We start from the raw sequence: 25,901 nt of genomic DNA, 5'->3' as shown, positions 1-25,901 counted from the left end.
TTAGTTATTCGCGTTAAAGTATCAAAAGAAAGTACCTAGCTGTTTTAAGGTTCACGCCTGAAACAGCTTATTCCAGCTCGGATAACAGATCACGGGCTTTATCGCGATAGCTAGAGGATCGGGAGGCTTCGGCAACTTTTTCGAGATAGTGTCGGGCCTCTTCATGCTCTCCTCTTTTCGCTAATATATTACCGGCTTTATAGCCTGAAACCATCCAAAAGCTACGTTCCCTTGTATTGGGTAATTCTCCACCTAATTCAAAAGCACTTTTATACAGCGCCAGTGCTTCTTCGACATTACCCATCCGCTCTACAATCTGTCCTTTCCAGGTCCACAGCTCTTCCTGAAGTATCTTTTGTTTGGGGAAGCCCTCATTATCCCAATGCCTCAGCGTTGTTTTGATATACTCAAGTGCTTTACCGTAGTGACGCAATCGATAATAACTTTTTACCAAAAGACGAGCATAATAATTATTCCGGGGATACTGCCTCTGTAATTCTACAAAATGTTGAACTGCTTCCATATATTCCTTCTCATAGTTGAACGCAATATTTCCCAGAAAATAAGTTGCTTCCGCCCGGGCAAAAATGGCATTTTCAGAAGCCTCCCTAAGCAACTCTAATCCTTCTCCTTTATCTCCCTCTGGCAGCATCCATGAGACTGTTTTAACAATAGGATACGCTTCCGGCAGATAAGCTGCGTAATAACGCTTTAACCCTTCTGCAAGCTTAAGATCTGCTAAGCCAGATTCCTGATTCTTTAATTTTTCATTCGCATTCAACGCCTTGCGAGCATAATTCAGGCTACTAATCCACTCTTCACGATTGGAATATTGACGGGCTATATAACCATTACTAATTGCCTGAATAATAAGGGCATCAACATGACCCGGCTGCTCATCCAACAGTTTACCGGCCTGATAATTAGCCTTTTTCATCATATTAATAAACTGTTCATCGTGAGATGTATCCTGAAGATCTGAAAGTATTTCCCACCAAAATTTCATACCCTCCATTAACGTCCACAGCGGATGCTGAGGATACTTCTCTTTCCATTCAGAGAGCCGCCGGTCCGCTCCCTCAAACTGAAAGTTATAAATCGAATCTACTGCTGCTTTTGCATCGGGACGGAATTCAGAATCCGTTACCAATTCAGGGACTTGCGCAGCTCCACTCAAGGGTAAAAGCAAGCAGAGCAGTAACAGTAATTTCAGAGTTTTCACAACTTTTTTACCCATTAACAGTTTTCACCCGGATCTTATTGCAAATAATTCTGAAACCACTCCCTAGTTGCAGTAACCACTTCTTGAAAAATATCAGGAAAATCTTCACCATCAAAAGGATGGGAGGTATCAAAAGTGTGGCCTGAGTCAGGCATGAGTAAAATTTCTTTCTGCTCTGAGGTACAATGTTCATATAATTTTTCAGCTTCGCTATATGGGACAGCCTCGTCCCCTCTGGAATGTACAAAGAGAGCAGGAATACTGAGTTCTTCAACCCGCTTAACGGCCATCAGCCTATCTGCATTCTCTAAGGCATCTTCATGCACTATTTTCTTGACCGGCATGATTTGTCCCGTACGCCCGTTTATAATTTCCGTCACGCCTTTTTCCTCCCAATCACTGACCATTTCCGAACTCCATCGGGCATTATAATCCGCAACCGCAGACCATGTTACCAGGCATTTGACTTCCGGATACTCTGCAGCAGCCGCTACCGCGGTATGTCCCCCGCGCGAGTGTCCTACTATACCAATGACGTCGGTATCCAGCTGAATACCTTCCGACATTTCTATTTTACTATTTTTGAGAGCTGCAATGACTGATCCTACATCATCAAGATCCTGGCTCAATGTTTCCCGGGCAAAGCGATCCAGCTGATCAAATTCTGTCATGCTCTCCCCTACTCCATTCAGGGAAAAGTTCATTGCCAGCACCGCAAATCCTGCCCTGCTTAATTCGGCACACGCATCAGGGAAAGCTCCCCAGTCTTTAAAGCCCTTAAAACCGTGCAGGAAAAGCACCACCGGCAGCGGTTGACCAGAGGACCACTCATCCGGTGTATACAAATCATAATAAATGGGCAGATTTTCACTGGAAGGAACAAAACCAGACTGTTTCATAACCAAAAGATATCAATCAAAATTTTTTAAATGTTATATGACTTCGTACGATCTTTGCAGGAATATCTTCTAAAAAAAAATACCCATTACCCAAGTGAACTACTTCTTAAAGTTCAAAGGCTCCAGCTTAACCAGCTTCCTAAGAGCATTAATTTCGCGTTCCTCGAGATAGCGCCACTGCCCCATCTTAACATTGTTAAGATTCAGGCCGGCATAGTCAATACGCTTCAATTTCGTTGCCTCCGTGCCAAAATACTCAACCATTCTACGTACCAGCCGGTTACGGCCCTCAAAAATAGTCAGGACAAAGCCGTTGGGAGTACGGGCGATACTGTGAGCCTTAGCAAAACCATCTTCCAATTCGATCCCCTCCTGGAGTTCCTGCAGCTCATTATCCTTTAACTTTCGTTCGGTTTCCACCTCATATGTCTTACGCACCTCATAGCTGGGATGCATCAGCCGGTTTGCCAGATCTCCGTCATTTGTCAAAAGCAACAGCCCCATGGTATGACGATCGAGGCGACCTACCGGGTAAACACGCTTTCCCGTAGCATCTTCAACTTTATCCATCACGGTATCACGATTACGCGGATCATCTGTGGTAGTAATCGTATCTTTCGGTTTATTAAGGAGAATATATACCAATTTTTCAAGGTTCAGCTGTTCCCCCTCTACCACTACGCGATCGGTACGCTGCACCTTGACTCCCATCTGCGTTACTACCTCATCGTTTACCTTCACCTTGCCCGCCGCAATATAGTCATCTGCCTTGCGACGGGAACAAAATCCACAGTGGGCGATATATTTATTCAGGCGTATATCCTCATCCTCGCTGTAATTTTGATCTACAGCATGGGGTGCTTCCTTACGATTTCGCTGATTACTCCTCCTCTTTCGTCGACTCATTATCTGGTTTTTCTATCGATTCAAATTCTTTTTCTTCCTGCTCATCTTCCTGTGTATTTACTTCTTTATCGCTATCCCCTTCCTCTTGCGCCTCCTCTTCCAGGGTTAACTCTTCAGCGGTATACTCCTCGAGGTCAGGCACTTCATCCTCATCAATTTTATCAACAGCCTCAATAAGCGAGAGAGCTGTTTCCGTGGCATCCTCATCCTCTGCCTTTTCCTGTAACTCTTCAAGTTCGAGCTGCCGGTCAAAAAGGAATTGGCGATGTTCGGCCATATCATCATCCCGGAGAATCTCCTCAATTTCCCGCGGCTTGGGCAGTTCATCAATGGAGTTGATGCCAAAATGCTTCAAAAAATGCTTGGTAGTTCGATACAACAGGGGCTTTCCCGGCGCATCCAATCGGCCAGAGACCTCAATCAATACTTTCTCCAACAGTTGGCGCAGGATATAACCGGAATCCACTCCGCGGATGTCATCCACTTCAGGCTTGGTTACAGGCTGTTTATAGGCTACGATAGCCAGGGTTTCTATAGCAGACTGTGAAAGTTTCCGATAGGCATTTTCATGCTGAAAAATGCTCAACCATGGCTCATAGCGCTTTTTAGTCGCAAAGGTATATCCTCCGCCGACCAGGGTAATTTCAAATGCCAGACCGTTCTCTTCATACCGCTGATTTAACTTATCTACAAACGGCTCCACAGCCTCGGTTTCCAAACCCAGATTTTCTTCTCCTTTGGCAATAATTTCACAGATCTTCTCCGCAGATATAGGCTCCGGACTCGAAAAGATAAGCGCCTCAATCACTGAAGAAAGACGCGTGCCGTCAACAAATTCGTAATCATTCATAACCTAAATTCATCTGATCGCGGGATTCCATCTCCCATTTCATAGAGTGGAAAATAAGAAAAATTGTTAAGCTTCGTGCTCTTTGATAATAAAGAATCCGTCATTCCCCTGCTCCTGGTATAACGGCATGAGGATATAGCCATCACAACGGGCTTCAATTTTTCCTCTGCGGTCGGAAGCCAGCCATTCTCCCTCTTTAACCTTCTGAAAATTACTATAGCCAGGACGCATTTTAAACTCATCCCCATCCTCTATCATGTGCTGGTATACCAACTCGGTTTGGGCAGGAAGCTGTCGGGTATGAGACTGAAGATGTTCCCGAAATTTGGCTATCTCAGGGTAATGTTCTGACTTAATACAGCCTAAGGCCTGCAGCAGCAAAAATAAGGAAGCCGTAATGTTGTACTGCGTTAACTGATTGGTATGCTGTCCCCCTTCCAGGGCAAATGAAAGAATCCCGCGCTTCTGATAATATTTCAATGCCGTTCCACGCAGCGATTCCCCGATTCCAAATACCATTGGTGCATAGATTTGGGATAACAATTCGCGATGCTCGTTTACCTTGCCGGGGATCGTGAACATAGCTCCCTCTGCCGAAAACGTATGAACATCGGCAAGAATCACTTTTTCACTGCTGTTCTCCTGAAGGCGATCAAGGATTCGCAACAACCGCTTAACTTCAACGCGCTCGCTTGATCGCAAATGATGTTCGGGCTTAGATCGAATATCTTCAATAATAGAAGTAAACCAGATGCGGTTCATATCCTCATCCACATAGCGCACTCCATGCTGCAGGGCTTGCAGATTTGCGCGTATTCCCAAGAGCCTTCCCCGAAACTCTTCCTTTCGCTGTTCCAGAAGTTCAAGAATACTACTCACCGCCTCCACACCAGCCGTTTCATTGCCGTGCATTCCGGTTAAAAGAATAACCAACGGACCCTTTTTGGGCCCCTCCAGTGATCCAATAATCCGCTTTGACGCTATTTGTATGTTATCTTCGGTTGTAGCCGTTTTATTCATTAGGATCGTTATTCGAATGTAATACTTTCAACAGTCGTCCTGCTATTTTCATATAGTTATGTTCTGTAATAATACCTACCAGACGGTTATTTTTAACCACTGGCAGGCATCCAATCTCCTGACTGTCCATAATATCCATTGCCTCCATGATTGAAGCTTCCGGATGAATCGTAATCGGATTATCAATCATGATATCCTCGACCGATTCTACCACATCTTTTCCCTGATTCACTGCCTTACTATATTCATTAAACATCATGCGCATAGTAACCAATCCCACCAAATGTTTCTTTTCGTCCTCTACCGGAACATACTGAATACGCCGCCAGTCAATCAAATTAGCTACAAATTCCAGGATGTCATCCTTCTGCACCGTGAATAGATCAGTGGTCATAAACTCCTCTACAATCAGGCTCGAAGGCTCCCAGTGGTCCAGGTCTTCAATCCGAACTCGACCCCATTTATGGACGGGCTCACCCTTTTTCTGATTCTTAACCATCGCTGTGGTGATAGCCGCCAGCGTGTGTTCTTTGGATTCATTTTCCTTCATCAAAGCGGCATAATTATTCAGCATCCAATACGATGGTGTTTGGCCGGAAGAAACCCGATCCCGAATCAATCCCAGGTAATCAGATATATCGCTATTGGCGATATCCACTTCCTCTAGTCCCTCGCGAGCAATAGGGAGTAATTCCTCGGTAATAAGGTCGACAGCATTTATTCGCTGGTCGTCGAACCAGCGGAACTTTGTATCCAGTCCCATTTTGGAAGCCGCAACAAAGTTCATCCGTGCATCATCAAAATCCATTTTTTCAGATATATTAGGATAATAATCATCCATCTTATTCATCAGTCCCAGCCAAAAAGCTGAATTGGCAACCTCATCCGTTACCGTGGGACCTGAAGGCATCATGCGATTCTCAATACGCAAGTGCGCTTTACCGTCCAATAATCCATAGCAGGGACGATTCCACCGATAGACTGTTCCGTTATGTACCTGCAAAGCTTTCAAGGCTGGGGGTGTCCCCTCATCCAGCATCTTCTCCACATCTTCAGTTACTTCCGAACTCAACATTACACGATAACGGGCGGTATCTTCCTGAAAAATTTCTAAAATACTCTCTTTTACCCATTCATTGCCAAATGTAACCCGGGGGCTGCTTTCACGCAGGTGGTCGCCTACGGTTCGGGTATCCACTGATTGCTGGAAAAGTGCAATACGAGTTTCATTCCACAGACGCTTGCCAAACAATATAGGAGAGCCTACTGTTCCTGCAAGTACCGGTGCCGTAACCAGCTGGGCAATATTATATTTAGTAACAAACTCCTCCGGATCTACCTGCAGATGTACCTGAAAACCAGTGTTACAGGCCTCCAGAAGCGGTGAATCAAACTTCATCAACAGCTCATCCATCCCCTGGATGCGCAGATCAAAATCCTCACTTCTGAGTTTCGTAATAGCCTCGCAAAGAGCTCTATACCGCTGCAGAGGCGTCATATTTTTCAAATCTATATCCATCTTCCGGATGGTTGGAAGGATACCTGTTAATAGTATTTCTCCTCCCATATCTTCTGCTACTCTTCGTACTCGGTCTATCTGCTGTTGAAGGTTTTCCTCCATCTGCGACAGGCAATCGCCGGTAAATTCCAGTGGTTTTAAGTTTATTTCCAGATTAAACTTGGCAAACTCCGTGGTAAAACCTTCCGCACCCTCGCTCTCTAATTTATTCAGTATCTCCATTGAGTGCGGCCATGCTTTCGCTTGCTGATTGACCAGGCAGAGCTCCTGCTCGGCTCCGATACGGATCGGATCGGTCTCAAACCAGTCATCTTCCTCGAGCATACGATCCAGCGCCCGCAAGTCCTTCAACACATATTTCATAAACCGCTGCACTTCTTCCTGACTGTCGGCCAGCTTTACTCTGGACTCACCCATAGGCACCTCACTAAACTGTTAACAAGTGTTAATGGCTGTAATAATCGAATTTCTTAAGTACAATGCAAGCATAATTAAACGGTATTAAGCCTTTTAACGATCCCTGTACCAATTACAAAAACTTTTAATGATGGGAGCAGCAGGTGGAAATTCTACTCCAAGGCATCTACATTCACGTTAATTCGGACGCTGCTGGCTCCTTTGGGTTTACGATTCTCATACCGCTCAAAGGTCTGGTCTATAAGTCGTTCAATGGCACTTGCACCATTGGAAGGCTTTATCTTTAAGAGGCTTTCCCACCGATAAAAGTTCTGCATGCGGGCGATAGCAGCCGGTGAGGGTCCCAAAACAGCCTCCATATTTCCCAGAACTTCTGTAAGGCTTTCCGTAAATGCATACGCCACCCTCCGTACCCGGGTGTCTCTTTTACCTTTAAATGTAAATCGAATGATCCGCGAATAGGGGGGATACTCCAGCATTTTCCTATAAGCCAGTTCTTGACGCGCAAAAGATTTATAATCGTGCTTGCGTGCTGTCTTAATTGCCGGGTGATCCGGCTGCCAGGTTTGAAAAAAGACCCGCCCCTTCTTCTCTGCCCGTCCCGATCGGCCTGCCACTTGGCTCAGTAACTGGTACATTCGCTCACCCGATCGAAAAGAGGGGAAAGCCAGCTCAGTATCCGCATCAATGACGCCCACCACGGTTACATCCGGAAAATTAAGTCCCTTGCCTACAATCTGTGTACCCACCAAAATATCTGCTTCCTTGCGCCCAAATGTCTGGAGTATATTGGCGTGCGCTTCCTTTCCGGAGGTCGTATCATAATCCATGCGCAGGGTTCGGGCATCAGGGAAAAGCTCAGAAAGCTCCTCTTCCAATTTTTGCGTACCACTTCCACGAGGGGCAACAGCCTCATGATTACACTCCCTGCAGCACCGGGGTTGTCGTTCTGAGTACCCACAATAGTGACATCTAAGTTGTTTCTTGGATTTATGAAAGGTCAGGCTCACCGAGCAATTGGGACATTCCGGAATCTCCCCACAGTGCCCGCACTGCAGGTAAGAAGAAAAACCCCGACGATTATACAACAAAATGGCCTGCTCCTCTTGCTCCATCGCTTCCTTTACGGCCTCAAATAAAGGAACCGTCAATGGCCCCCGCATCGCCGATCGATACTGCTTCATATCCAGCACTTTTACCTCGGGGAGTGTTGCCTCAAAAGGACGTTCCGTCAGCGATAACATCTTACTCTTTCCTTTTTTTGCACCATGCAAAGAAACCATACTGGGCGTAGCGGAGCCCATAACCACGGCTGCATTATTCATGTAGGCCCGCATAATAGCCACATCCCGGCCGTGATAGCGGGGCGCAGGATTCACCTGTTTGTAAGAGGCATCGTGCTCCTCGTCAACAATAATGAGTCCCAAATCCTGCACCGGGGCGAAAACCGCTGACCGGGCTCCAATGGCAATACTTTTCTCTCCCTTTTGCAGCGCCCGCCAGGCATCATAACGCTCACGATTAGTCAGGCGACTGTGTAAAACCGCAATATCATCCCCAAAAATGTGATAGAAACGCTCTACAATCTGTGGGGTTAATCCAATTTCCGGCACCAGCACCAGCCCTCCTTTCCCCTGCTCAAGCGCTTTTTTAAGCGCATGGATATAGACTTCTGTCTTGCCGCTGCCCGTAATACCAAATAACAGAAAAGAAGCAAACTGATTCTTTGATAGAACTTCTTCAATGGCCTCATAAGCTTCCTGCTGCTCCTCATTCAAGGTCTTAAGCTGGGAAGGGTCATATTCATATTTAAGGCTTAAATTATTGGCTTCCACCTCTTTCGAAATAATCAACCCCTCTTCGCTTATACGATTAAGTGTATAATATTCAAGCAGGTCATGAGACGTCAATTGGGGTTGAAATTCCGGCAAATTTAACTCTAAAAGTAGCTCTAATGCCCGAATCCATTTATAACTTTGATCCTTTTCTTTGTGCTCCCGTATAACTTTCCGGGCTTTTTCGGGCGCATCCTCCGTCGACCATCGCCACAGCGTTTCAGTATTGGGCTCCATTTTAAGAGCTGGTTCTTCCCATATCTCCAGCGCTTTTTGTCCCACCAGTCGCTTGATAACCTTATCACCCCATCTCTTGTTGGCCTCTTTCAAAGAGTATGCTTCTTCTGACTGAACCTCCGCAACGATATCCTGTTCCTTTTCATCCAGATAGTCGGGTATTTCATCCATAACGGCCCGGACCTTCTTTTCCGCATAGAAATTAAGTCCGGCCGGCAGGGCTGCCTGCACGGTCTCACCCCATCCACAATAGTAGAAACGATACATCCACTCAGTCAGCCGCAACAGTTCATCGGAAAGCACCGGCTCCTCATCCAGAATTTTTTCAACCTTACGCGTATTAAAGTTCGGGGTTCGATCGTGTATATTGACGATCATACCGATCGCCTTGTGTTTTTGAAGCGGCACCCATACCCGTCTCCCGGGAGCGGCATTTTCTTTTAGTACTTCCGGCAATTCATAGGTAAAAGGCTGACGCACTGCAGTTGGAAAGACAATATCAGCGTATAAAGACAAGGAAAATATTTGCTCGTTAAAATGATTGGTTATTGTGGTGGGAAAAGCATATCCAATTTCCGACTGCCAATCAATAGCAGATATGGGATACTTTAACTCTTACTTGTCGACCGCTCATTTTTTGTCGAGATACTGAACCGAGAAAAAAGCGTCCTCATCAGTCCACACTTCCTTTACCGTAAACCATTTACTCACTATCGACTCAAAATCTTCTAACGTATATTTATATGAATTTTCGGTATGAATATACTCACCCTCTTCAAAACTTACTTCTTCATCCTTAATCAAAACCGACTGTTCGCAATCCGATATCAGATGCATTTCTATACGTCCCTTCCCAGCATTATATGTTGCTTTATGTGTAAATTGATCGGTATTAAAATCAGCCCCGAATTCCTTATTTACGCGCACCAATAGATTTTTATTAAAACTCGCCGTAATACCCTTGGAGTCATTATAAGCCGCTTCCAATATCTCCCGGTCTTTTTTGAGATCCACTCCAATAAGCATTCCAGCCTCTCTATCACTCAGAGAAGCCATTGTTTGCAGGAACTGCTGGGTTTCATCCGGGGAAAAATTACCAATCGTTGATCCTGGAAAGAAAATCACTTGGTTTTCATAACTTCCGCTCAAATCAGGAAGCCTGAAGGTATTGGTATAGTCAGCAAAAACGGGAATAATAGTAACTCTTGGGTAGTCCAATCGCAGCTCATTTACAGCCTTCAGCAGGTACTTCTCCGAAATATCCACCGGCACATAAGCTGATAAATTATCGAGTTGATCAAGCAACAAGCGAGTCTTTTGACTACTACCACTCCCCAATTCCACTAACATCGCACGTGTCCCGATATTATCAACTATTTCATCGATATTATTTTGAAGAATCTCTTTCTCCTTGCGGGTAAGATAATATTCCTCAAGCCGGGTAATTTGATCAAAAAGTCTCGAGCCCATCTCATCATAAAAATATTTACTGGGAAGACGTTTATTGGGACGTTTCAATCCATGCAATATCTCATCCAACATTGCTGATTCATTAACCGCCTTCGAATTTGCCATAATAAAGTACAGAGGTGCAAAGTTATAATTAGAACCTGCCAAGTCTGACAGATATAAAATGATTGTTGTCGCTGCTCATTATTATCAGGAGGAATATTATTTGAAGCAGATTATTTCATAACGGTTTATTCTTCTCTATAAAAATAGATCTTCTTCTTTTCTGCATCTTTACCTGTCTTAATCTTGACTCCTTTCTCCTTATTATACTGGTAGACAGCAGTCCGCATGGAATTGACATTCTTTTCATCTTCGTAATCCACTTCAATAGCATCTCCTCCAACTTCCAGCTTATCCAAAGCTTCTAACAGCGGCTTAAACTTCGAGGACCTTTTCTTGGCACGTTTTATTTTGTTCCTATCAACAAATTTAATATCCATAATGACACCTATTCTATATTGATATTAAGCACATACTGCATACTCATTATAAAATATAATATATCATTATTAATGAATAGTATATCAATATTATTTCGGTCTCGTTAATATCCTATATGTAAAACTAACTATGATATAAAAAAGCCTACAGTTTATTATTCCTGCAGGCTTCTATAGCAAAAAATTACGATTTCAATTACTAACTCCTCAACGATTAATGAAGTATCTAACCATGCTTAGTAATAAATTAACATATTTAGCTTGAAAATAGTTTTACAATCTTATTTTCAGAAGAATTTCATTGGATTTCATAAAACTGTTTATAGACATAATCCCAGAAATCAGCCAAATTAGACCCCTTGTTATGTGGATTTTTGGACCTTGTTGATTTCATAGCATCAAGGCATGCTTTTTCTTTGGCATCGTAGTAGGCTTTAAGCTGATGAGACGTTGGATTCTCAATCATTTCCTCAAATTTATCGATCTTTTCAGGCATAGGGTGCAATCCTTTTTTTATTGTTTAACGATTAAAAGGCTCAAAAATTACCCTCTCTTTTAAATAAAGCAGTTTAGGGTAGATATTGCAAGAAGAAGGACCCTTTTACTTCTGAATGCTGCCACTAATTGTCTCCTATGGCTTGGCCGGATCCCGAAAAATTCGGTAGTAAAGTTCGGTAGTGTTATTATAAATATTTTTTATTAATAAATAATAAAGGTCAATTAAGCCTGACTGGAATCTTCCTCAAAACTAATAAGTGAGGGATAAATTATGAGAAGGCTTATTTTTACTTTTATCATTTTAGCTTTACTGTCAATCTCAAAAGGCGATATATTTGCGCAGTCCGTCTCGATCGTTGACATCTCCCCCGATTCACCTTCTAACCTGATTTTTGAACAAAAAGTATCCATTACTTTTGATTACACAATAGACAGAGCAGATGGGGCTCGAATTTATATACGTCCTATCACTTCAGGGAATCCGACTCCCAACTATGCCGCCAGTGGATCACCAATTTTCAAAGGAAAGGGCCAACATACCGTAGATTTCACTATTCGATCAGGTGTAGCAACTGTTGACCAACTCAGAGTGCAGGTGTATAACTCAAACCAAAATCAGTTACTCTCTGAATTTTATTTCCCTGTTGAATTCAGGTTTTCTGCCTCTAAGTTCAAGACATTTCTAAATCCCTCAAAAATCAATCCTAACATACTGAAAGTCAAGCCGAAAAAAGTAATTCCCGATACCTCTACTTCTGGATTTTATGAAATTCCCGAGGACGCCGAAGTGGTACAACAGATTGTGAAGCCGGATGGGACCATAGAAACGCATTATTCTGAAGGATCAATTGCAGGTATCACACCCAACAATATCAGATATCGGATAAATCCTGCTACCGGAGATACTACTTTTATGCAGATGCTGTTTATAGAGGTACAAAAAGCCACACCACCCGGATTTGTTCCCTTATCAAACGACGAGGCCAACCAGGAATGGTTATCTAGTCTGAATGCCTGGATTGAATATCATGGAAACCGCCTGTTGGACCGGATCGATATTCTATTACAAGATGAGGAATCATTTAAAAACTACATGCAGTACGAAGAGGAAAACAGTGATACGATTTACGAACAGGTAAATATCAGATACACATTTCTGGAAAAACTTTATATGAATAACATCCAATAGCATACCTGACAAAACAATCTCTATGATAGCTGCAAAAAGAGCTGTAATATTTTTTCTAAGATCGGCTTTGCTTATTGCTCTTCTCTCCATATCGGTACCAACCCTGGCTCAAGTTCCCGATTCAATTTCTGATACCACAACTACTCAACAGGATAAAACAGTTGAGGAGATTCTCCAGGAAATGGAGCAAGAGAAACAGTCATCTGCTACTCCCTCTTTTTCGAATTCCATTATTAACCCTCCAACCCCTGCCCAGCAGCAACTATTTGATGACTCAACAATGGCCATCTACCAGGATGCGATGTATGCCTATTATGAATACCGAGTCTCTGGTTTTGAACATCGCAAGGAAGTATTTGCCTGGCAGCTTTATTCCTCTAAACTGATTTTCTGGTGCGTATTGCTGCTGGTATTTTCCGGCATCAGCTTTTCGGGTATACAGTTCTACAAATCAATACGGAAAGAACAAGAAGGTGACGAGGCTGCCACAGAAAGCAGTGTCACCGAATTCGAAGCCTCGGCGAAAGGCATTAAAGTAACCTCCCCGGTTCTGGGTGTTATTATCCTCGTAATATCGCTGGCTTTTTTCTACTTGTACCTCGTGTACGTCTACCCGATACGGGAGATATTTTGATGGATATGACTTACGTAAAAAAACAACGTACGACCGTATTCCGTAAATTTTCTATAAGGCCGATTGTTGATTATCTATTTTTCCAAGGAGGACTTCAGGGCAAATGAATTTTAAAAGCGGAGACAACAACAGGTATAAATCAAGTTAAAGCTCTACTCATCGGGATAGGCTCCGCTGGTTGATTTTAATAAAGAACTTCAATAATTATCTAACTGCACAACAAAAAATTGCAGCCTTATTTTTCAAGGTTCTGAGGGAAAATCCCGTTCCGCTAGCTGTTCAAGAGGGGTATCAACCAGCCTTGACCGATATTCCTCAGGTAAATTCTCATATTTAGGAAGCATGTCTTCAGTAATCCATCTCCAACGATCCTCAAATTCTGTAATATCACCATCCTCAACTACCTCATCAAAAGAACGTCCACTCGGAATTGGAGATTGTGAAAGTAAAGACATCGCCTGGGGTAAAATATCCATATCAGGTATATCCTGTATCTCATCGTAATATGGCGGCAAGATTTCCTCCTGCTCCCGTCGTAATAAAGCCTGATTTCCTTCACTGACCCGGCCTGACTCTCCACTCGCAATATCGCGCCACGCTTCGATAGGTATATTATCTCCGGCCATAATCGATTCCAGACACTCCAGCCCTCTTTCAATATAGGCTTGATGTTGCCAGCCAAGATCCAGGAAAATATCTTTCTGCATCGCAAGCAGTAGCTCCATTAATCTATTGGAATAATAATCGGCAATAGGCGCCACCTGGGGAACTGCTCTTGCCATTCGCTGTGCACTTTGTGCCTGTTCCATAGCTCCAAAAACAGTACCTCCAGCAAGCTTAGCCATGCCCGCCCATAAAAGATCAGAATCGGTTTGATATAGATATTCATAATAGGCATATACATTCATCACTGTTTCTCTGTTCGTCTCAAACCCTTCGCTGGGTTCCCAATCACTCATCGTTATTTCAGCTCTTGCCAAAGCACGGCGTAACCATTCTTGCGGAGTGGGACAGGCTGTAATTTCCTCTCCATCGTCAAAATCATATCCGGTGATAACCTGCTGAATTAGTGCCGAACGATTATAAGCTCTCGATTCTTCGGTCTCATTACCAGCAATACAAAGGTCTAGTGGCGCAGCTCTAAAACCAACAATCTTTTGACGAGCAGGAGAAGGCAAAGCATTATTCACTGCTATGGCGCGCTCCCAACGAATCAAGGTGTTGACATTATCACTACCATGACAATCAGAAAAACCCAGTATCTGCCATTGAATATTTTCGTTGGTAATCATCTGCCCCCAGTAATTCGTCCAAATAGAGTTATTTTCAAGGTTTTCTTTCAGATCGCTGCTGCCAACCGTAAAATGGCTAACAAGTAGACCTTCAACAGGATTGCTAATGGGAGCTACCATCATTTCTGAACTCCTTGAACGAGGTATCTCACCGGTATCCCGTTCTTGACATCCCTCCTCTTCTTCACAATTTACGAATCGCTGAATCTTATTCTGACCGTCTCCTTTCTGCTGCACCACATGCGTCAACTCATGGGCCAATAAATGTTTTCCCTCTGAAAATTCTGGATTGTACTCTCCCTTATTGAAGTAGATATCGCTTCCGTGGGTAAACGCCCGGGCGCCCAGCTGCCGGTTTAATTTATGCGCGGCAGGGCCGGTGTGGATATTCACTCCGCTAAAATCTACTCCCATCTTATGGGCCATTTCTGAGCGGACCGTTTTTGGCAAACGATTACCTGTCCCTGACTTAGAGGCCAGCTGGCTGCTTATATTGCTCGCTCTGTCAGCCGAAGTCGATTTTCCATCCGATTTCTTCTGTAGCTTTTCCTCTTCTTCACACTCCTCGCACTTCCGCTGGATGAGTGTCTCCTCCCGCTTCATTTGCAGTTCTTCTTCCTCTTCTTCAATTGGTTGCCGTTGTATTTGGGAATCGGGCATACGCATCACGGTATCTGCCACGCGGTCGGCTTGGTGCTCATATTTATTGCCGGGTTGTCCAATATTGAGCTTTGGCTGGACAGTGGAAGGGCCAAAGAATGGAATAGAGGAGCCAGATCTGGCGGAAAAAAAATCACTTTTCTCACTTCCGTTCCGTAAAGGAATGGATGTATTTGTAGATTCCGGCGTAGTTTGTGAATCGACAGTTTTCATTTTAAATAATTTCTTTTGGCAATAACGGCCTTAACAAATTGCAGGCAACATCTTAAACCCTTTAATTTTAAAACTAAAGATTAATAACTATTGCATTCATGGGTTCTGGCATTGCCTTCTTCCGAAGGTTCCGATGGGTTACCCCGCAGTATAGATCGGGTCTGATTCTGCCAGGTTGTTTCTAATGATGATTTCCAATTATCTATCGTTGTCCTGTTGTAAGGACACACTGTGCTTATGTCATTTCGATTTGAAAGTTGTTGCTCCAGCACCTGTTCCGATACGTCGATGTGATAGCCTTCATGTACACGAGTACTTTGTACGGTTATCGGCTGCGGGGTTGTCATGCTGGATTGTGCAGTTGCCCGAGTTATAAATCGCCGATCGGATGGACTGTTACAGTCTTGGAACCACCGCTCGCCATTTGGCCCTCTCCTGTTCAACTCATTCCTGTTGATCAAAACCGGAACATTAGCTCGAATTACAGCCTTACGTGGACATAAATCATACTCGGCTGAATTACCACTGGGACCGCAGGTATTACAGTTCCTTCTTTCCCGATGCCAAATGCTTAAAAAGGGAACATTAGCGCCTGTCCAACGGGTGCTTCCAAAGTGACCTGCACCCAGATTGGAATACTGTAGGACGGGCCGAATTTTAACGTCAATATCAGGATTGGGAGGTGAAGGGCACGGGTTACAACCGGCAACCTGCCGCTGAATATTGGGAGGATTCTTCGCCGTTTGCTGAACCACATGTGTTAACTCATGTGCCAGCAAATGTTTACCACTATTTGAAGTCGGACTATACTCATCTTCATTAAAATAGATATCCCTGCCGTGGGTAAAGGCCCGGGCACCAAGTTGCTGGTTCATTTGGTGGGCATTTGAGTCTGTATGGATATTCACCCCACTAAAATTAGCTCCGATTTTTTGGCTCATCTCCGTTTGCACACCTTCTGGCAGCCGGCTACCGTTGCCGCTTTTTGATTTCAATTGATGGCTCAGTTTACTGCTTGCAACACCCGATTGTGTGTGGCCTCTTGGTTTTTGTTTCGTCTGCAGATTTTCTTCCTGCTCGCACTCTTCGCACTTGCGCTGGATGCCGGGCTCCCGCTTCGCCTGCAGCTCCTCTTCTTCCTCCATAGGCTGGGTCTGCAGCGTCTCTTCTTCCTCCTCAAGGGGCTGTGTTTGCAGCATCTCCTCCTCTTCTTCCACGGACCGGCGCTGTAAATTCGGGGCATCTGGTGAATTTACAACGGCGTCCGCCACGCGGTCGGCCTCCTGCTCATATTTGTCACCTGGCTGCCCGATTTTTAGTTTGGGCTGAATCGTTGTTGGGCTGAAGAAGGATTGGGGAGCATTAGCTTTAGAGGCAAAGAAATTGTTTTTTTGATCTCTGCTTAAGATCGGAGTAGCAGAATGCGTGGATTCGACGGAGGATTTTGGTTGAGCTGATTTCATAATGTCCTCATTGTTTACCGTTCAGTTTCACTTTCTTTTCCAGCAGGTTGTTAAAAACCTTGCCTTCCTTTTCCACCTCCCGCTTGATCCCGTGCAAGACACTCTCTAAAGTGATAACATCAGAGTCGTTACTTATTGATTTCAGGGAAGCCTGGTGCACAACATTTATAATACTGCCGCCGGTAAGCTTATACCGAGCCGCTATCTCAGACAGATCCAATTCTTTTTCTAACTGGGCTTTCTCCGGCAGTGATTTTTTCCAGATAAGATGCCGCTCTTCCGCATCTGGAAAGGGAAACTTAATAATGGCATTAAAGCGCCTCAGGAAAGCATCGTCAATATTGGATTTGTAATTGGTGGATAGTATCACCAGACCTCCAAAATTCTCAACGCGCTGCAGCAGATAGCTCACCTCCTGATTGGCATAACGGTCATGGGCATCACTTACCTCGGTTCGTTTGCCAAAAAGAGCATCAGCCTCATCAAAAAACAGAATCCAGTCCTTGTTGGCGGCTTTGGAGAAGAGCTTTTCCAGGTTCTTCTCCGTTTCACCGATATATTTGGAAACGATAGTAGATAAATCTACCCGAAAAACCTCCCGGTCGGTATATTTTCCCAAAAGGGTAGCCGTAAGCGTTTTCCCGGTTCCTGAAGGTCCGTAGAAAAGGGCCCTATAGCCCGGCTTCAACTTTTTATCCATCTCCCACTCTTTCATTAACCGGTCATTATGATTCATCCATATCTTTAGCTCCTCAATCTGCTCTTTGACATCGTCCGACAAAACCAAATCCTCCCAATCCCGCTCAGTCTCAATTTTCTGGGCCGGGAAATCAGGTCCGAATGAAGGTGTGGACCTTTTACCTGTTAAAAACAAGTCGACATACTCATCGGCAACCGTAAGCTTGCCGCTCATTTCGGGCTCTCCCGCTGGCATGCTCTCGAGGTTCAAAATCTGATCTTGAATTAATTCAGACTCTTTGAGCAAATCTACCACCCTTAGCCGTTCATTAATATCCGATCCGGCCAAGATAAACTGAGCTGTTTCTCCCGTTGGAATAACGCCCCGGTGATTCTTGCCTTTGGCTGCACCAAATATGGGCAAATCTCCCCCTTGCGGCAGGAAGTGCCGGATGAGATTGGAATATAAAGCGGGATTCAGATGCGGGATCAGAGCAATACCCAGCAGAAGCTGTTCCTCCTTTCCCAGCCGACGTGACCGGACCAGTTGATGAAGAGGATTATTTTTCTGCAGGGTTAGCTTAAAATCTTTTAGAGAAGGAGCCTTCTCCCGTTTTTCAAAGTAATGCTCCAGGCGATGAAAAATAAATTGCTGCACCGATGCTATGAGTTGCTGATAATCCATCATTATTGCCAGTGTACGGTTAACATTTCATCCATCCACTCATGTTTGACGACCGACAAGCTCCACGGCAGCTTTTCAAGCAGGATATCCTGCGTTTCCCGCTCGACATAAAGCGACCAGCCAAACTCCTCCTCGCGTAGAATACCCTTCCGCTGCAGGAAATTACTCCGGAATCCATTAATAGACGTATTTTTTAAAGCCTCCCAGTGAGTAATGGCACTGTTCAGCATTGCATCACATTCTTCTATTTCATACTCACTTATCGGTAGAAACCGGTTGATAGGCTCTCCCGAAGGCCATCCGCATAAAAATTTGGGCAATGCCAATTCATGTTCCGGGAACTCTTCATGACCCGTAGCCAGATAATACAGTAGGCAAACCGCTCGTTCGCGGGCAGACTGTTGACTGAATTCTCCTTCCTCCAACAAGCCCAAATTCTCAAATAATGATTCAATAAAAGGATTCAAGAGTACCAATCCGCCATTGGAAACGGATAAATCATCATCTTCCCCGATCTCAGTATCTCTATCCTGCTCCACTTCTTTTTCCTCTTCCTCTAATTCTATTTCTGGTTTGTCATCCAGCAAATTAAGCCAGAAATATTTATTTCCGTCAGACTTTTCCAGCCATTTTTTCCATTCCTCAATGCCCGTCCCCACATCACGGAAACTTGCGAAGGTGACTCCCATTATTTTATTAAAAATGGGCTTAGTCTCCTCATCAAATATTATCCCTGAAAAAGCATGTTCATAAAGCCGTGTAACAATCCGCCGCCTTGTACCATAAGCTAAATGTTGGTCTCCAAGAAAGGAACTGATATCCTTCAATGCCTTAATGATTTCATCTACGGAATATGCTTTCCTGCCCGAAGATTTTTTTATTAATTGCTGGAGGAGATCTTCGGGAAATTGAGCAGCAAGCCTGCGCAGAACTTCCGGATGAACCAGAACCATCGGCTTGATAAGATCCTGCCACTCCTTGGCAGACATTTCCCTCAGCCTATCTTCAAGATCGGCAGATGATGCGCCTTCGGCCCACCAGGGGAATTGACCTGTTTTCAAAAAGTAACTGAGCAGATCTACCCGACGCTGTCCGGGCTCAATTTTTTCAAAGTGTTGCTTCTCATCCTCTTTTTTACTTTGATTATCAGCTTTATGCCCCGCACTTATCATTTTATCAATCAGTGCTTCCTCAAGCAACGTTTCAAGCTGTGACAGATCATCCTTTTGTAAGTTGAGTTCTACTGAAAGAAACTCCATCCGGTAACTCCTGTTATCCCCATACGTACGGTCCAGTTCCGGCACGATATTATCAAGCGCATTTTGGATCGCTTGCTTCAACTGTTCTGACCTGTCTCCTTCTTGTGATAAGGTGGGAGGAATCGTCAGTTCGGCCTTTACTTTATTGATGATATGTTTTTGCTCATTATCCACTGACTTCATTTAATTTTGAAATTAAATCGTCTACAATATCAGCAATTTCTTCATCAAAACGCTGATTCATCCTCTTGCGAATAATCACAAGTTTTTCATGGATGTCATTGCTTCCAATGAGAGCCTCAAGTGCTTCAGGGAACTCTTCCCTTGCCCGATCTGTAAAGTCTGCCCACCCACCTGCAACATCAGAGATCTGAGCATGCACCTCGATATCTTCCTCACGACAGGCCTGCAGATAGAAATAAAGCAGTATAAGCTCATAATAAACTAAAAGCGAAAACTCCCGCTCAGTATCCGTATTATAGGTACCTATCATTTCCTGAATAGCAAAGTGAGCATTCTGGATAAAGGCGAAAACCTCCTCATCCATACCTCCACTAAAAGCTTCTTCAGTATTTTCAAGTATCTTTTCATATACCGGTTGCACCTCATCCTGGTATGAAGGTTGAACTTCCGAAAGGATATCCGGATTCGCCTGGAATAGTCTGTCCATGATATTTCTGGTATTTCGAATCGTAGCTGCAGTAACTTCCTCGCAATCCTCAACCGGTTCTTCGATATCCGGCACGTCAATATTCACACTTTCTGTAAACGTCTCCTCGCACGAGCCGTTGAAAGCTTTAAGCCTTACCTGGAAGTCATAGTTTTCGCCGGGCTCAACATTAAAAGTATGCTTGAACACCACGGAATTTTCATCCTTAACCACCTCCCCTGCGAAGTCCCATTCAAAAGTGAGCTCATCGAACGGTTCGGAGATATTTTCAAAGGTAACCACGGCAATGGTATTCTCCTCTCTGAAGGTAATTTCATCATCGTATGTAAAGCCCGGTTCCGGTTTGCGATATATCTGCAATATAGGTTCGACCGGCTGACCGTTTACCTTAAACCGGATAACCTTATCATAATCATCTGAAGACACCTGATTTGGATCGAAGAAAAGGCCGTTCTCATTCCGGATGATGACCCCACTGAGTTCACGCTCCTGGATATAGGCCTTGATCTCGCCATCAGCAGGTGTTACATCCATCCGAACAGGATCTACTTCATCATCCTCACCCACACATACATGACCAACAGGCAGACGGAGCGTAGCGAGCTGTTCGGGGAATACAAATGTAGTTGATGGGGTTTCAGAACAGCAGATATAAGGCAAGCAGAGGTCGCCAATGACCGTACCGTGAGGAAGTTGCTGTTTCCTGTTTGCCAAGCTACTTGTACTCATTGCAACTATTCCCCGGCGATCAGATTCCAATTCCGCTCTCAGAGTACGACCCTCGGGCTCCTGCCTTCTTGACAAATACAACACGATAAAAGTCCCTCCATCAGGTACGCCAGCTTTGTGTTCAGCCCCGGGATGCCGGTCAACAAAGTTATCCAGCACCCTTTGTTTCAATACCTCTTGCTTGCGCTCCAGTATTTTTTCATAAAGCACCTCCACCTTTTTGATAAGACAACAGGACGATATAATCCGATTCAATATAAATTCATACTGCTCTATCCAAGGCTGAGCAGCAGTATACTCTTTCAATCCAGACAAACGCTGGAACCGTTTTTTTGAAGTTTGGGCCTGTTTACACTGGGCTTTAAGCGCATCAATATATTTTTTGAGATTTTCTTCAGTAAAATCTTCAATATCGGTCAGTTTATGATCTTCTGTCTCTTTCAAATGACCGAGTAATTCTACCGGGATATTCACTGCAGCTTCTTTGATATCTATTTCCCAATCTTCTACAAATCCCTCAACTGCTTTTCCCGTGTTATAAATAATTTCACCTCTGTTATAATTAGAAACAATGGTATTATGTTCATGCATAGTGCCTCCCAGCGTACCTTGTTCTTCTGTAATACCTTTAAGCACATAATTTTCTTTGGCTTTTGTCCGATAAGCAGTATATGACGGCTGCTCTTTTTTCTTGCGGTAGGCTGTTATTAAAGGCATACCAGTCGATACAGAATTGACGTCACTATCACCATTATTCTCTATGGTATAGTTGACATGTCGGCCGGGTTCTGCAAGACTAAAGCCGGATAAAAATTTGCTGGCGGACTCCATCAAACACTCCTGCTCTTCATTCCAGGCTTGCAATACCACTTGCAGATCTTCGAAATAGACCCGGTATTTGTCATAGTCAATGGTTTCTTCGTCCGGGTATTCCCCAATAGCTACCGGCTTGATATCAAAAGCCAAACCTTTTTCTTCTTGTATATCCTGAAGTTCTTCGTGCACGTCCATTACATGATGACCGACATGTCCTTCAATACGATAAAAATCATGATCGTCCAGACAAACATCTAATGGATCAAAATCACTTTCGGGATAATCATAGCCGTAATAATTGGGTACGAGATCTATATCCTCCTCTTTCCAATTTTCAAGAAAAGTAAGCGGATCTTCAGAATTCTCCAGGTCATAATAAAATGGGATGGCCTGCTCTCCAATCCGAAAATGACCGTTACGGGAAGGAGTAATTTGAACTCGATCTTTTCGTTCTGTCCTAAAGTCCTTGATCATCAGCAACAGTCTTTTAAAGGCAGATTTCAAACTATTCAAGCTGTTGGGATGATTCAGAATAGGTGATGGATAAAATTCGTGCCGCCAGGGAGTTTCGGATTTGACCAGCGACCCCAAAAGCACATGCTTTGGGAATGCATCCGGATCGGGACAGCAGATAGCATAATATTTTTTCAATAAATCTCGCAGCTCATTGTATGCGGTAACCAGATCTTTGTAAAAGTCGTACAGGTACTGCGTGTTAAAGAAAGTACCGGAAAGGCTCCCAAGCACATTATCAGGATTTACATCCTGCTCTTCTAAGATATCATGGAACAGGCCCAAATTTCCCAACTGAATAATACGATTGGCCAGACTACTAAACTGTACATTATATGCTTTCCTGAACTTCTCATAACTATCCGTATTTGCTTTATTAAGCACCACTCTCGGAGTATATATGGGAGACAATGTATTAACCAGTGGCTCTCCCTCCTCAGATAGCAGATCCGATAAAATTGAATCTCCCTGTGCTATTTTTTCCGCGTTTCCCGGCGAAACCAAAAGCACCCGAATGGTATTCACGACTTCACGTCCCTGGGTATCACAGTCCACGGGTGAACAGTCTTCCTGTTCTTTAAGATAATCTTCAAGATAGAGAACGGCTATTGCCTCCTCTAATGGAAATCCTACCTCACTTTCGAAATTTTCAAGTGTATGAACATCAGAAGGATCGGTATCGGTTTCCAGCTCCCAAAGAGGCATAGTAGACTCTCCATCCTGTAAGAAGCGGGAGTATTTGACGTTATCATCCCTGAAACGCTTGAATCCTTTGAAGGTGGTTTCGCCCACTTTCAACAAGTTACCATCGGTAGTCACCGCAGCACCGCTGGTAATTTCTATGCTGGTTTCTCCATTTGTATTTAATGACAAATGAAGTCCGCAGACGATGCCCACTCCACTTAAGAGCACACGCGAAAGCTGGTCTTGGTAGTTAAGATGATCCAATACAGCATTGAGTTGATCATCAGTTAGCACCTGATTATCAACAAACTTTCGATAGGTGGGCACCGGGTCGTATAGTGATTTATTCGTCGCCATTTTCTTCTTGTTTTTTTAATTCTCCTATAGTTGAACGTCCCAATATGATGGAGGTGCTGCTGTCGCCTGAGGTACTGCAATCGTGCAGAGTTCCTGCCGGATAGACCGTTTCCAGTTCATGCAGTAAATCTACCAGCGGCTTTAGAAACTCATTGTCTTTTTGATCTTCGGGACTTTGCATCTTTTTGGTTAACCATTTCTTGTAAAGCTCCTCAAGCTTTGTCATCTGGCCATCTTCGGGTTCATCAGATTCGCTTTCTATTTCCTTTTCGTTGCCGATCCAGCAAATGCGAGTCATAATATGGGCTGGTACTTCCCGGCGGATTAGGTTTTCAGCAAACTCACGAAAGTATACATTTGAAAACCGTTTAGTCCATCCCGGAAAAACGATAGTCATTCTTAATGAATAGGGGTCACCCGGTTTGCATTGCTTGCAATCGGAATCCATACAGATGTCCATAAACTTTTGATCAGCATCAGGATCCTCCCGGTCCGGTCGGAACAGGATATGCTCAAAAAGGAACATCCCCTCATCCGAAACCTTGTCAAACATATACTCCGAAAATTCTTCGATATCGGCCTCGGCAGCTTCGCGGGATGTGTAATACTTAATATGCCGGGCGACGACCTCTTTATGTTCATCCACCAGGTTGAAATAAAACTTGTCACCCGACTCGGTCGGAAGCAACTGGTAATTACTTTTATCCCAGGCCAGCGAAACAGCGATCCACATCTCTTCTTCTGCCTCTGCCCTGCTATGGTAGTGTTTACTGCTCGAAAACATAATCTCTCCGGCAGTATTACGGATGCGCCAGCGCCACTCGGAAATATCGTCGTCATCTTCTTCCTGGTAAAACTCATAATCATAAGTGGTAAGATCGCGGCGAGAGTAATCCCTGATTCCCAACAGTCTAGCCAGGCGATGTTCGAGTCCGCTCACATTGTAGGTTTCCCAGACTTCAGCATCTTCAGCATAATAATTAAAAGCGCTGGATCGTCCGGCACTGACCTCCGGGTATTCCTCTAGCAGCGTGGACTTATGCCATAAGGTGGCACTGCTTATTTCTTCTCCGAATCCTTCCAGCATGGAAAAAGCATATTCATTCATATTCTCTGCAAAACGAGAAAGCAGATGATCCAGAAAAGCGTTTTTTCGTTCATCAAAGTCATCCAGCTCATCAAGAATATTCTCAATTTCACCAGCATAAAGGGCAGGATTACTTACCAGATCCTCAAAATCATTTACATTCTGTACTTCATTTACAAAATAGCTCCGATTGTTGATATCCGCCGATAACAACTGTCCAAAATGCTTCAGATGACCAAAATAGGTGGCTAGAATCTGGTCAAAGAACAAGAGGTAACTTTTTAGCTGTTTTGCTTTGGCGTGGCGCTCTTCGGGCAGTGAAGGAGAAAGTCCGTATTCACCCGTCCCATAAAGCTGTGGCAGATCGTTTTGGACGGTACTGAAATGCCCGGTTTCAAAAGAACTGCCCTCCTCAATTGGGATATCGTCATAGCTCAGCTTCAGGCTTTCCTGATGTACTCTGATACGTTCCTCCAGTTTTTCCTTAATGGTTGCTGAATCCACATCAACAGGAATGACATCTTTAAATAAATTCATGGTCCTGATGCTGCGATCCAGACACAACCGAAGTATTTTTTCATGATCAGGCGGAAAGCAGATGGTCCATTTATCCAGGTTCATCTCCGCAGGCTCTTTTCCATTATCCCCACATCTTGCCATACGTAATTTCCGGATATCGGAAACACCGGGAGTTTCCATGACAATCTGCACCAGATCGGAAAGGTGCACTTCGGTCTTGATATCAGCATTACTTAGTTCGTCATCACGAATAAAACCGTTCTCCAGAACGGGGCCCTCAAAGATATCTTCAACCGGCATACCCTCATCCAGAAGCTGATTCAGCGTATACCGACTGACTGAAGGGGATAAATACATCTGAATACGAAAAAGCATCTCTACCAGCACTTCCACAGCATTAGCGGAGTTTTCAAGCTCAATATCTCCACAAACCAACAGTTTTAGCTCATCAATTTCCTTTACCTCAGCCAGGTCTTCACAGAGATTACGGTTAGCATGATACCGCTCTTTTATCTCGCTGGTAATTTCATCGATACGTACCTTCCGCTCTGCATCCGGCAAAAACTGGATATCATGAGTTGGTTCAAAATAAATGTTATACAATCCCTTTAAGTTGAACTCATCCACCTTCTTATAATCGAACTGCAGATCCCCGTCATAACTTAATATACCTTGCCGAAACTCTTCCGTAGCTTCATCCATCTGCAGGCAATGGCTGTAGAGCGTATGATCGGTATCCACACGAATAAAAGCATTGTTGACCCCTTCAATATCGATAAACAACTTGCGATAATCGCTTTCACTGACCGGCTTGGTGGTAAGAATCTGCTTGGCCGTTGGAAAATCATCGGCCAGCGATTCTTTCTCCTCTTTGGAGGAGGTAATCAAATCACGAATGGGCAAATTGACCCTATTACCCAAATCCGTAATGGCATAACAAAGCACCTCCAAAAAAGTGATCCCCGGATCATGGGTATTATAATCAGTCCATAGTTTCCGGCTCAGCTCTTCGATATGCCTCAGCCCTTCCTCGCGCAGAAACTCAAAGTCACGATCGTCATTTGTTTCGATATTTTTTGGAATAGTGCTTGATTCCAT

The 25,901-nt window shown here is 44.1% G+C and carries 18 protein-coding genes; 2 read left to right on the top strand and 16 right to left on the bottom strand.

The annotated features are described in order from the left end of the window. Positions 1 to 67 precede the first annotated feature (67 nt). From ABEB05_RS09380 to ABEB05_RS09335, 10 genes are all read right to left on the bottom strand, one after another. Positions 68 to 1,222 (bottom strand): tetratricopeptide repeat protein, encoded by a 1,155-nt coding sequence (locus ABEB05_RS09380; RefSeq protein WP_265789599.1) that lies wholly within the window; start codon positions 1,220 to 1,222, stop codon positions 68 to 70. Between the two features lie 35 nt (positions 1,223 to 1,257). Then, positions 1,258 to 2,121 (bottom strand): alpha/beta hydrolase family protein, encoded by an 864-nt coding sequence (locus ABEB05_RS09375; RefSeq protein ID WP_265789597.1) that lies wholly within the window; start codon positions 2,119 to 2,121, stop codon positions 1,258 to 1,260. Positions 2,122 to 2,220: 99 nt separating this feature from the next. Then, positions 2,221 to 3,027: a pseudouridine synthase gene (locus ABEB05_RS09370; protein ID WP_265789595.1), complete on the bottom strand. Its 807-nt coding sequence runs from the start codon at positions 3,025 to 3,027 to the stop codon at positions 2,221 to 2,223. Beyond that, positions 3,002 to 3,877 (bottom strand): SMC-Scp complex subunit ScpB, encoded by an 876-nt coding sequence (scpB, locus tag ABEB05_RS09365; RefSeq protein WP_265789593.1) that lies wholly within the window; start codon positions 3,875 to 3,877, stop codon positions 3,002 to 3,004. Before scpB ends, ABEB05_RS09370 begins: the two co-directional genes overlap by 26 nt. Positions 3,878 to 3,943: 66 nt before the next feature. Then, a complete protein-coding gene (locus ABEB05_RS09360; RefSeq protein WP_265789591.1) occupies positions 3,944 to 4,897 on the bottom strand; it encodes a succinylglutamate desuccinylase/aspartoacylase family protein in 954 nt (317 codons plus the stop codon). Beyond that, the gene (locus ABEB05_RS09355; RefSeq protein ID WP_265789589.1) at positions 4,890 to 6,833 is read right to left on the bottom strand and encodes a glutamate-cysteine ligase family protein; all 1,944 of its coding nucleotides are present in this window, start codon (positions 6,831 to 6,833) and stop codon (positions 4,890 to 4,892) included. Before ABEB05_RS09355 ends, ABEB05_RS09360 begins: the two co-directional genes overlap by 8 nt. Positions 6,834 to 6,985: 152 nt before the next feature. Further along, complete coding sequence (gene priA / locus ABEB05_RS09350) at positions 6,986 to 9,421, bottom strand: replication restart helicase PriA (protein ID WP_265789587.1); 2,436 nt, start codon at positions 9,419 to 9,421, stop codon at positions 6,986 to 6,988. A 114-nt stretch (positions 9,422 to 9,535) separates the two neighbouring features. Continuing rightward, a complete protein-coding gene (egtD, locus tag ABEB05_RS09345) occupies positions 9,536 to 10,480 on the bottom strand; it encodes an L-histidine N(alpha)-methyltransferase (RefSeq protein ID WP_265789585.1) in 945 nt (314 codons plus the stop codon). A 125-nt stretch (positions 10,481 to 10,605) separates the two neighbouring features. Then, entirely contained in the window at positions 10,606 to 10,857 is a 252-nt protein-coding gene (locus ABEB05_RS09340) for a hypothetical protein (protein WP_265789583.1), read from the bottom strand. A gap of 298 nt (positions 10,858 to 11,155) precedes the next feature. After that, positions 11,156 to 11,353 (bottom strand): hypothetical protein, encoded by a 198-nt coding sequence (locus ABEB05_RS09335; RefSeq protein WP_265789581.1) that lies wholly within the window; start codon positions 11,351 to 11,353, stop codon positions 11,156 to 11,158. Positions 11,354 to 11,626: 273 nt separating this feature from the next. Here ABEB05_RS09335 and ABEB05_RS09330 point away from each other — a divergent pair, with 273 nt between their 5' ends. Continuing rightward, the gene (locus ABEB05_RS09330) at positions 11,627 to 12,544 is read left to right on the top strand and encodes a hypothetical protein (protein ID WP_265789579.1); all 918 of its coding nucleotides are present in this window, start codon (positions 11,627 to 11,629) and stop codon (positions 12,542 to 12,544) included. Between the two features lie 22 nt (positions 12,545 to 12,566). Next, entirely contained in the window at positions 12,567 to 13,178 is a 612-nt protein-coding gene (locus ABEB05_RS09325; protein ID WP_265789577.1) for a hypothetical protein, read from the top strand. A 242-nt stretch (positions 13,179 to 13,420) separates the two neighbouring features. Here ABEB05_RS09325 and ABEB05_RS09320 read toward each other — a convergent pair whose 3' ends face one another. The 6 genes from ABEB05_RS09320 to ABEB05_RS09295 all read right to left on the bottom strand — a co-directional run bounded on the left by ABEB05_RS09320 (position 13,421) and on the right by ABEB05_RS09295 (position 25,901). Continuing rightward, the gene (locus ABEB05_RS09320) at positions 13,421 to 15,343 is read right to left on the bottom strand and encodes an eCIS core domain-containing protein (RefSeq protein WP_265789575.1); all 1,923 of its coding nucleotides are present in this window, start codon (positions 15,341 to 15,343) and stop codon (positions 13,421 to 13,423) included. An 80-nt stretch (positions 15,344 to 15,423) separates the two neighbouring features. Further along, positions 15,424 to 16,806 carry an eCIS core domain-containing protein gene (locus ABEB05_RS09315; RefSeq protein ID WP_265789573.1) on the bottom strand — a complete coding sequence of 461 codons (1,383 nt, stop codon included), beginning with the start codon at positions 16,804 to 16,806 and terminating at the stop codon, positions 15,424 to 15,426. A gap of 7 nt (positions 16,807 to 16,813) precedes the next feature. Continuing rightward, positions 16,814 to 18,172 (bottom strand): ATP-binding protein, encoded by a 1,359-nt coding sequence (locus ABEB05_RS09310; RefSeq protein WP_265789571.1) that lies wholly within the window; start codon positions 18,170 to 18,172, stop codon positions 16,814 to 16,816. Then, positions 18,172 to 19,611, bottom strand: a complete 1,440-nt coding sequence (locus ABEB05_RS09305) for a contractile injection system tape measure protein (protein ID WP_265789569.1) — start codon at positions 19,609 to 19,611, stop codon at positions 18,172 to 18,174. The genes ABEB05_RS09310 and ABEB05_RS09305 overlap by 1 nt, the downstream gene beginning before the upstream one ends. Next, entirely contained in the window at positions 19,595 to 23,197 is a 3,603-nt protein-coding gene (locus ABEB05_RS09300; RefSeq protein ID WP_265789567.1) for a hypothetical protein, read from the bottom strand. Before ABEB05_RS09300 ends, ABEB05_RS09305 begins: the two co-directional genes overlap by 17 nt. After that, positions 23,184 to 25,901: a YegP family protein gene (locus ABEB05_RS09295; protein WP_265789565.1), complete on the bottom strand. Its 2,718-nt coding sequence runs from the start codon at positions 25,899 to 25,901 to the stop codon at positions 23,184 to 23,186. Before ABEB05_RS09295 ends, ABEB05_RS09300 begins: the two co-directional genes overlap by 14 nt.

Origin of the sequence: Fodinibius salicampi (assembly GCF_039545095.1) — a bacterium.
Classification (GTDB): Bacteria; Bacteroidota; Rhodothermia; order Balneolales; family Balneolaceae; genus Fodinibius; species Fodinibius salicampi.
Note: the sequence above shows the minus strand (reverse complement) of the source record. Positions and strands in the feature narration are given on the sequence as shown.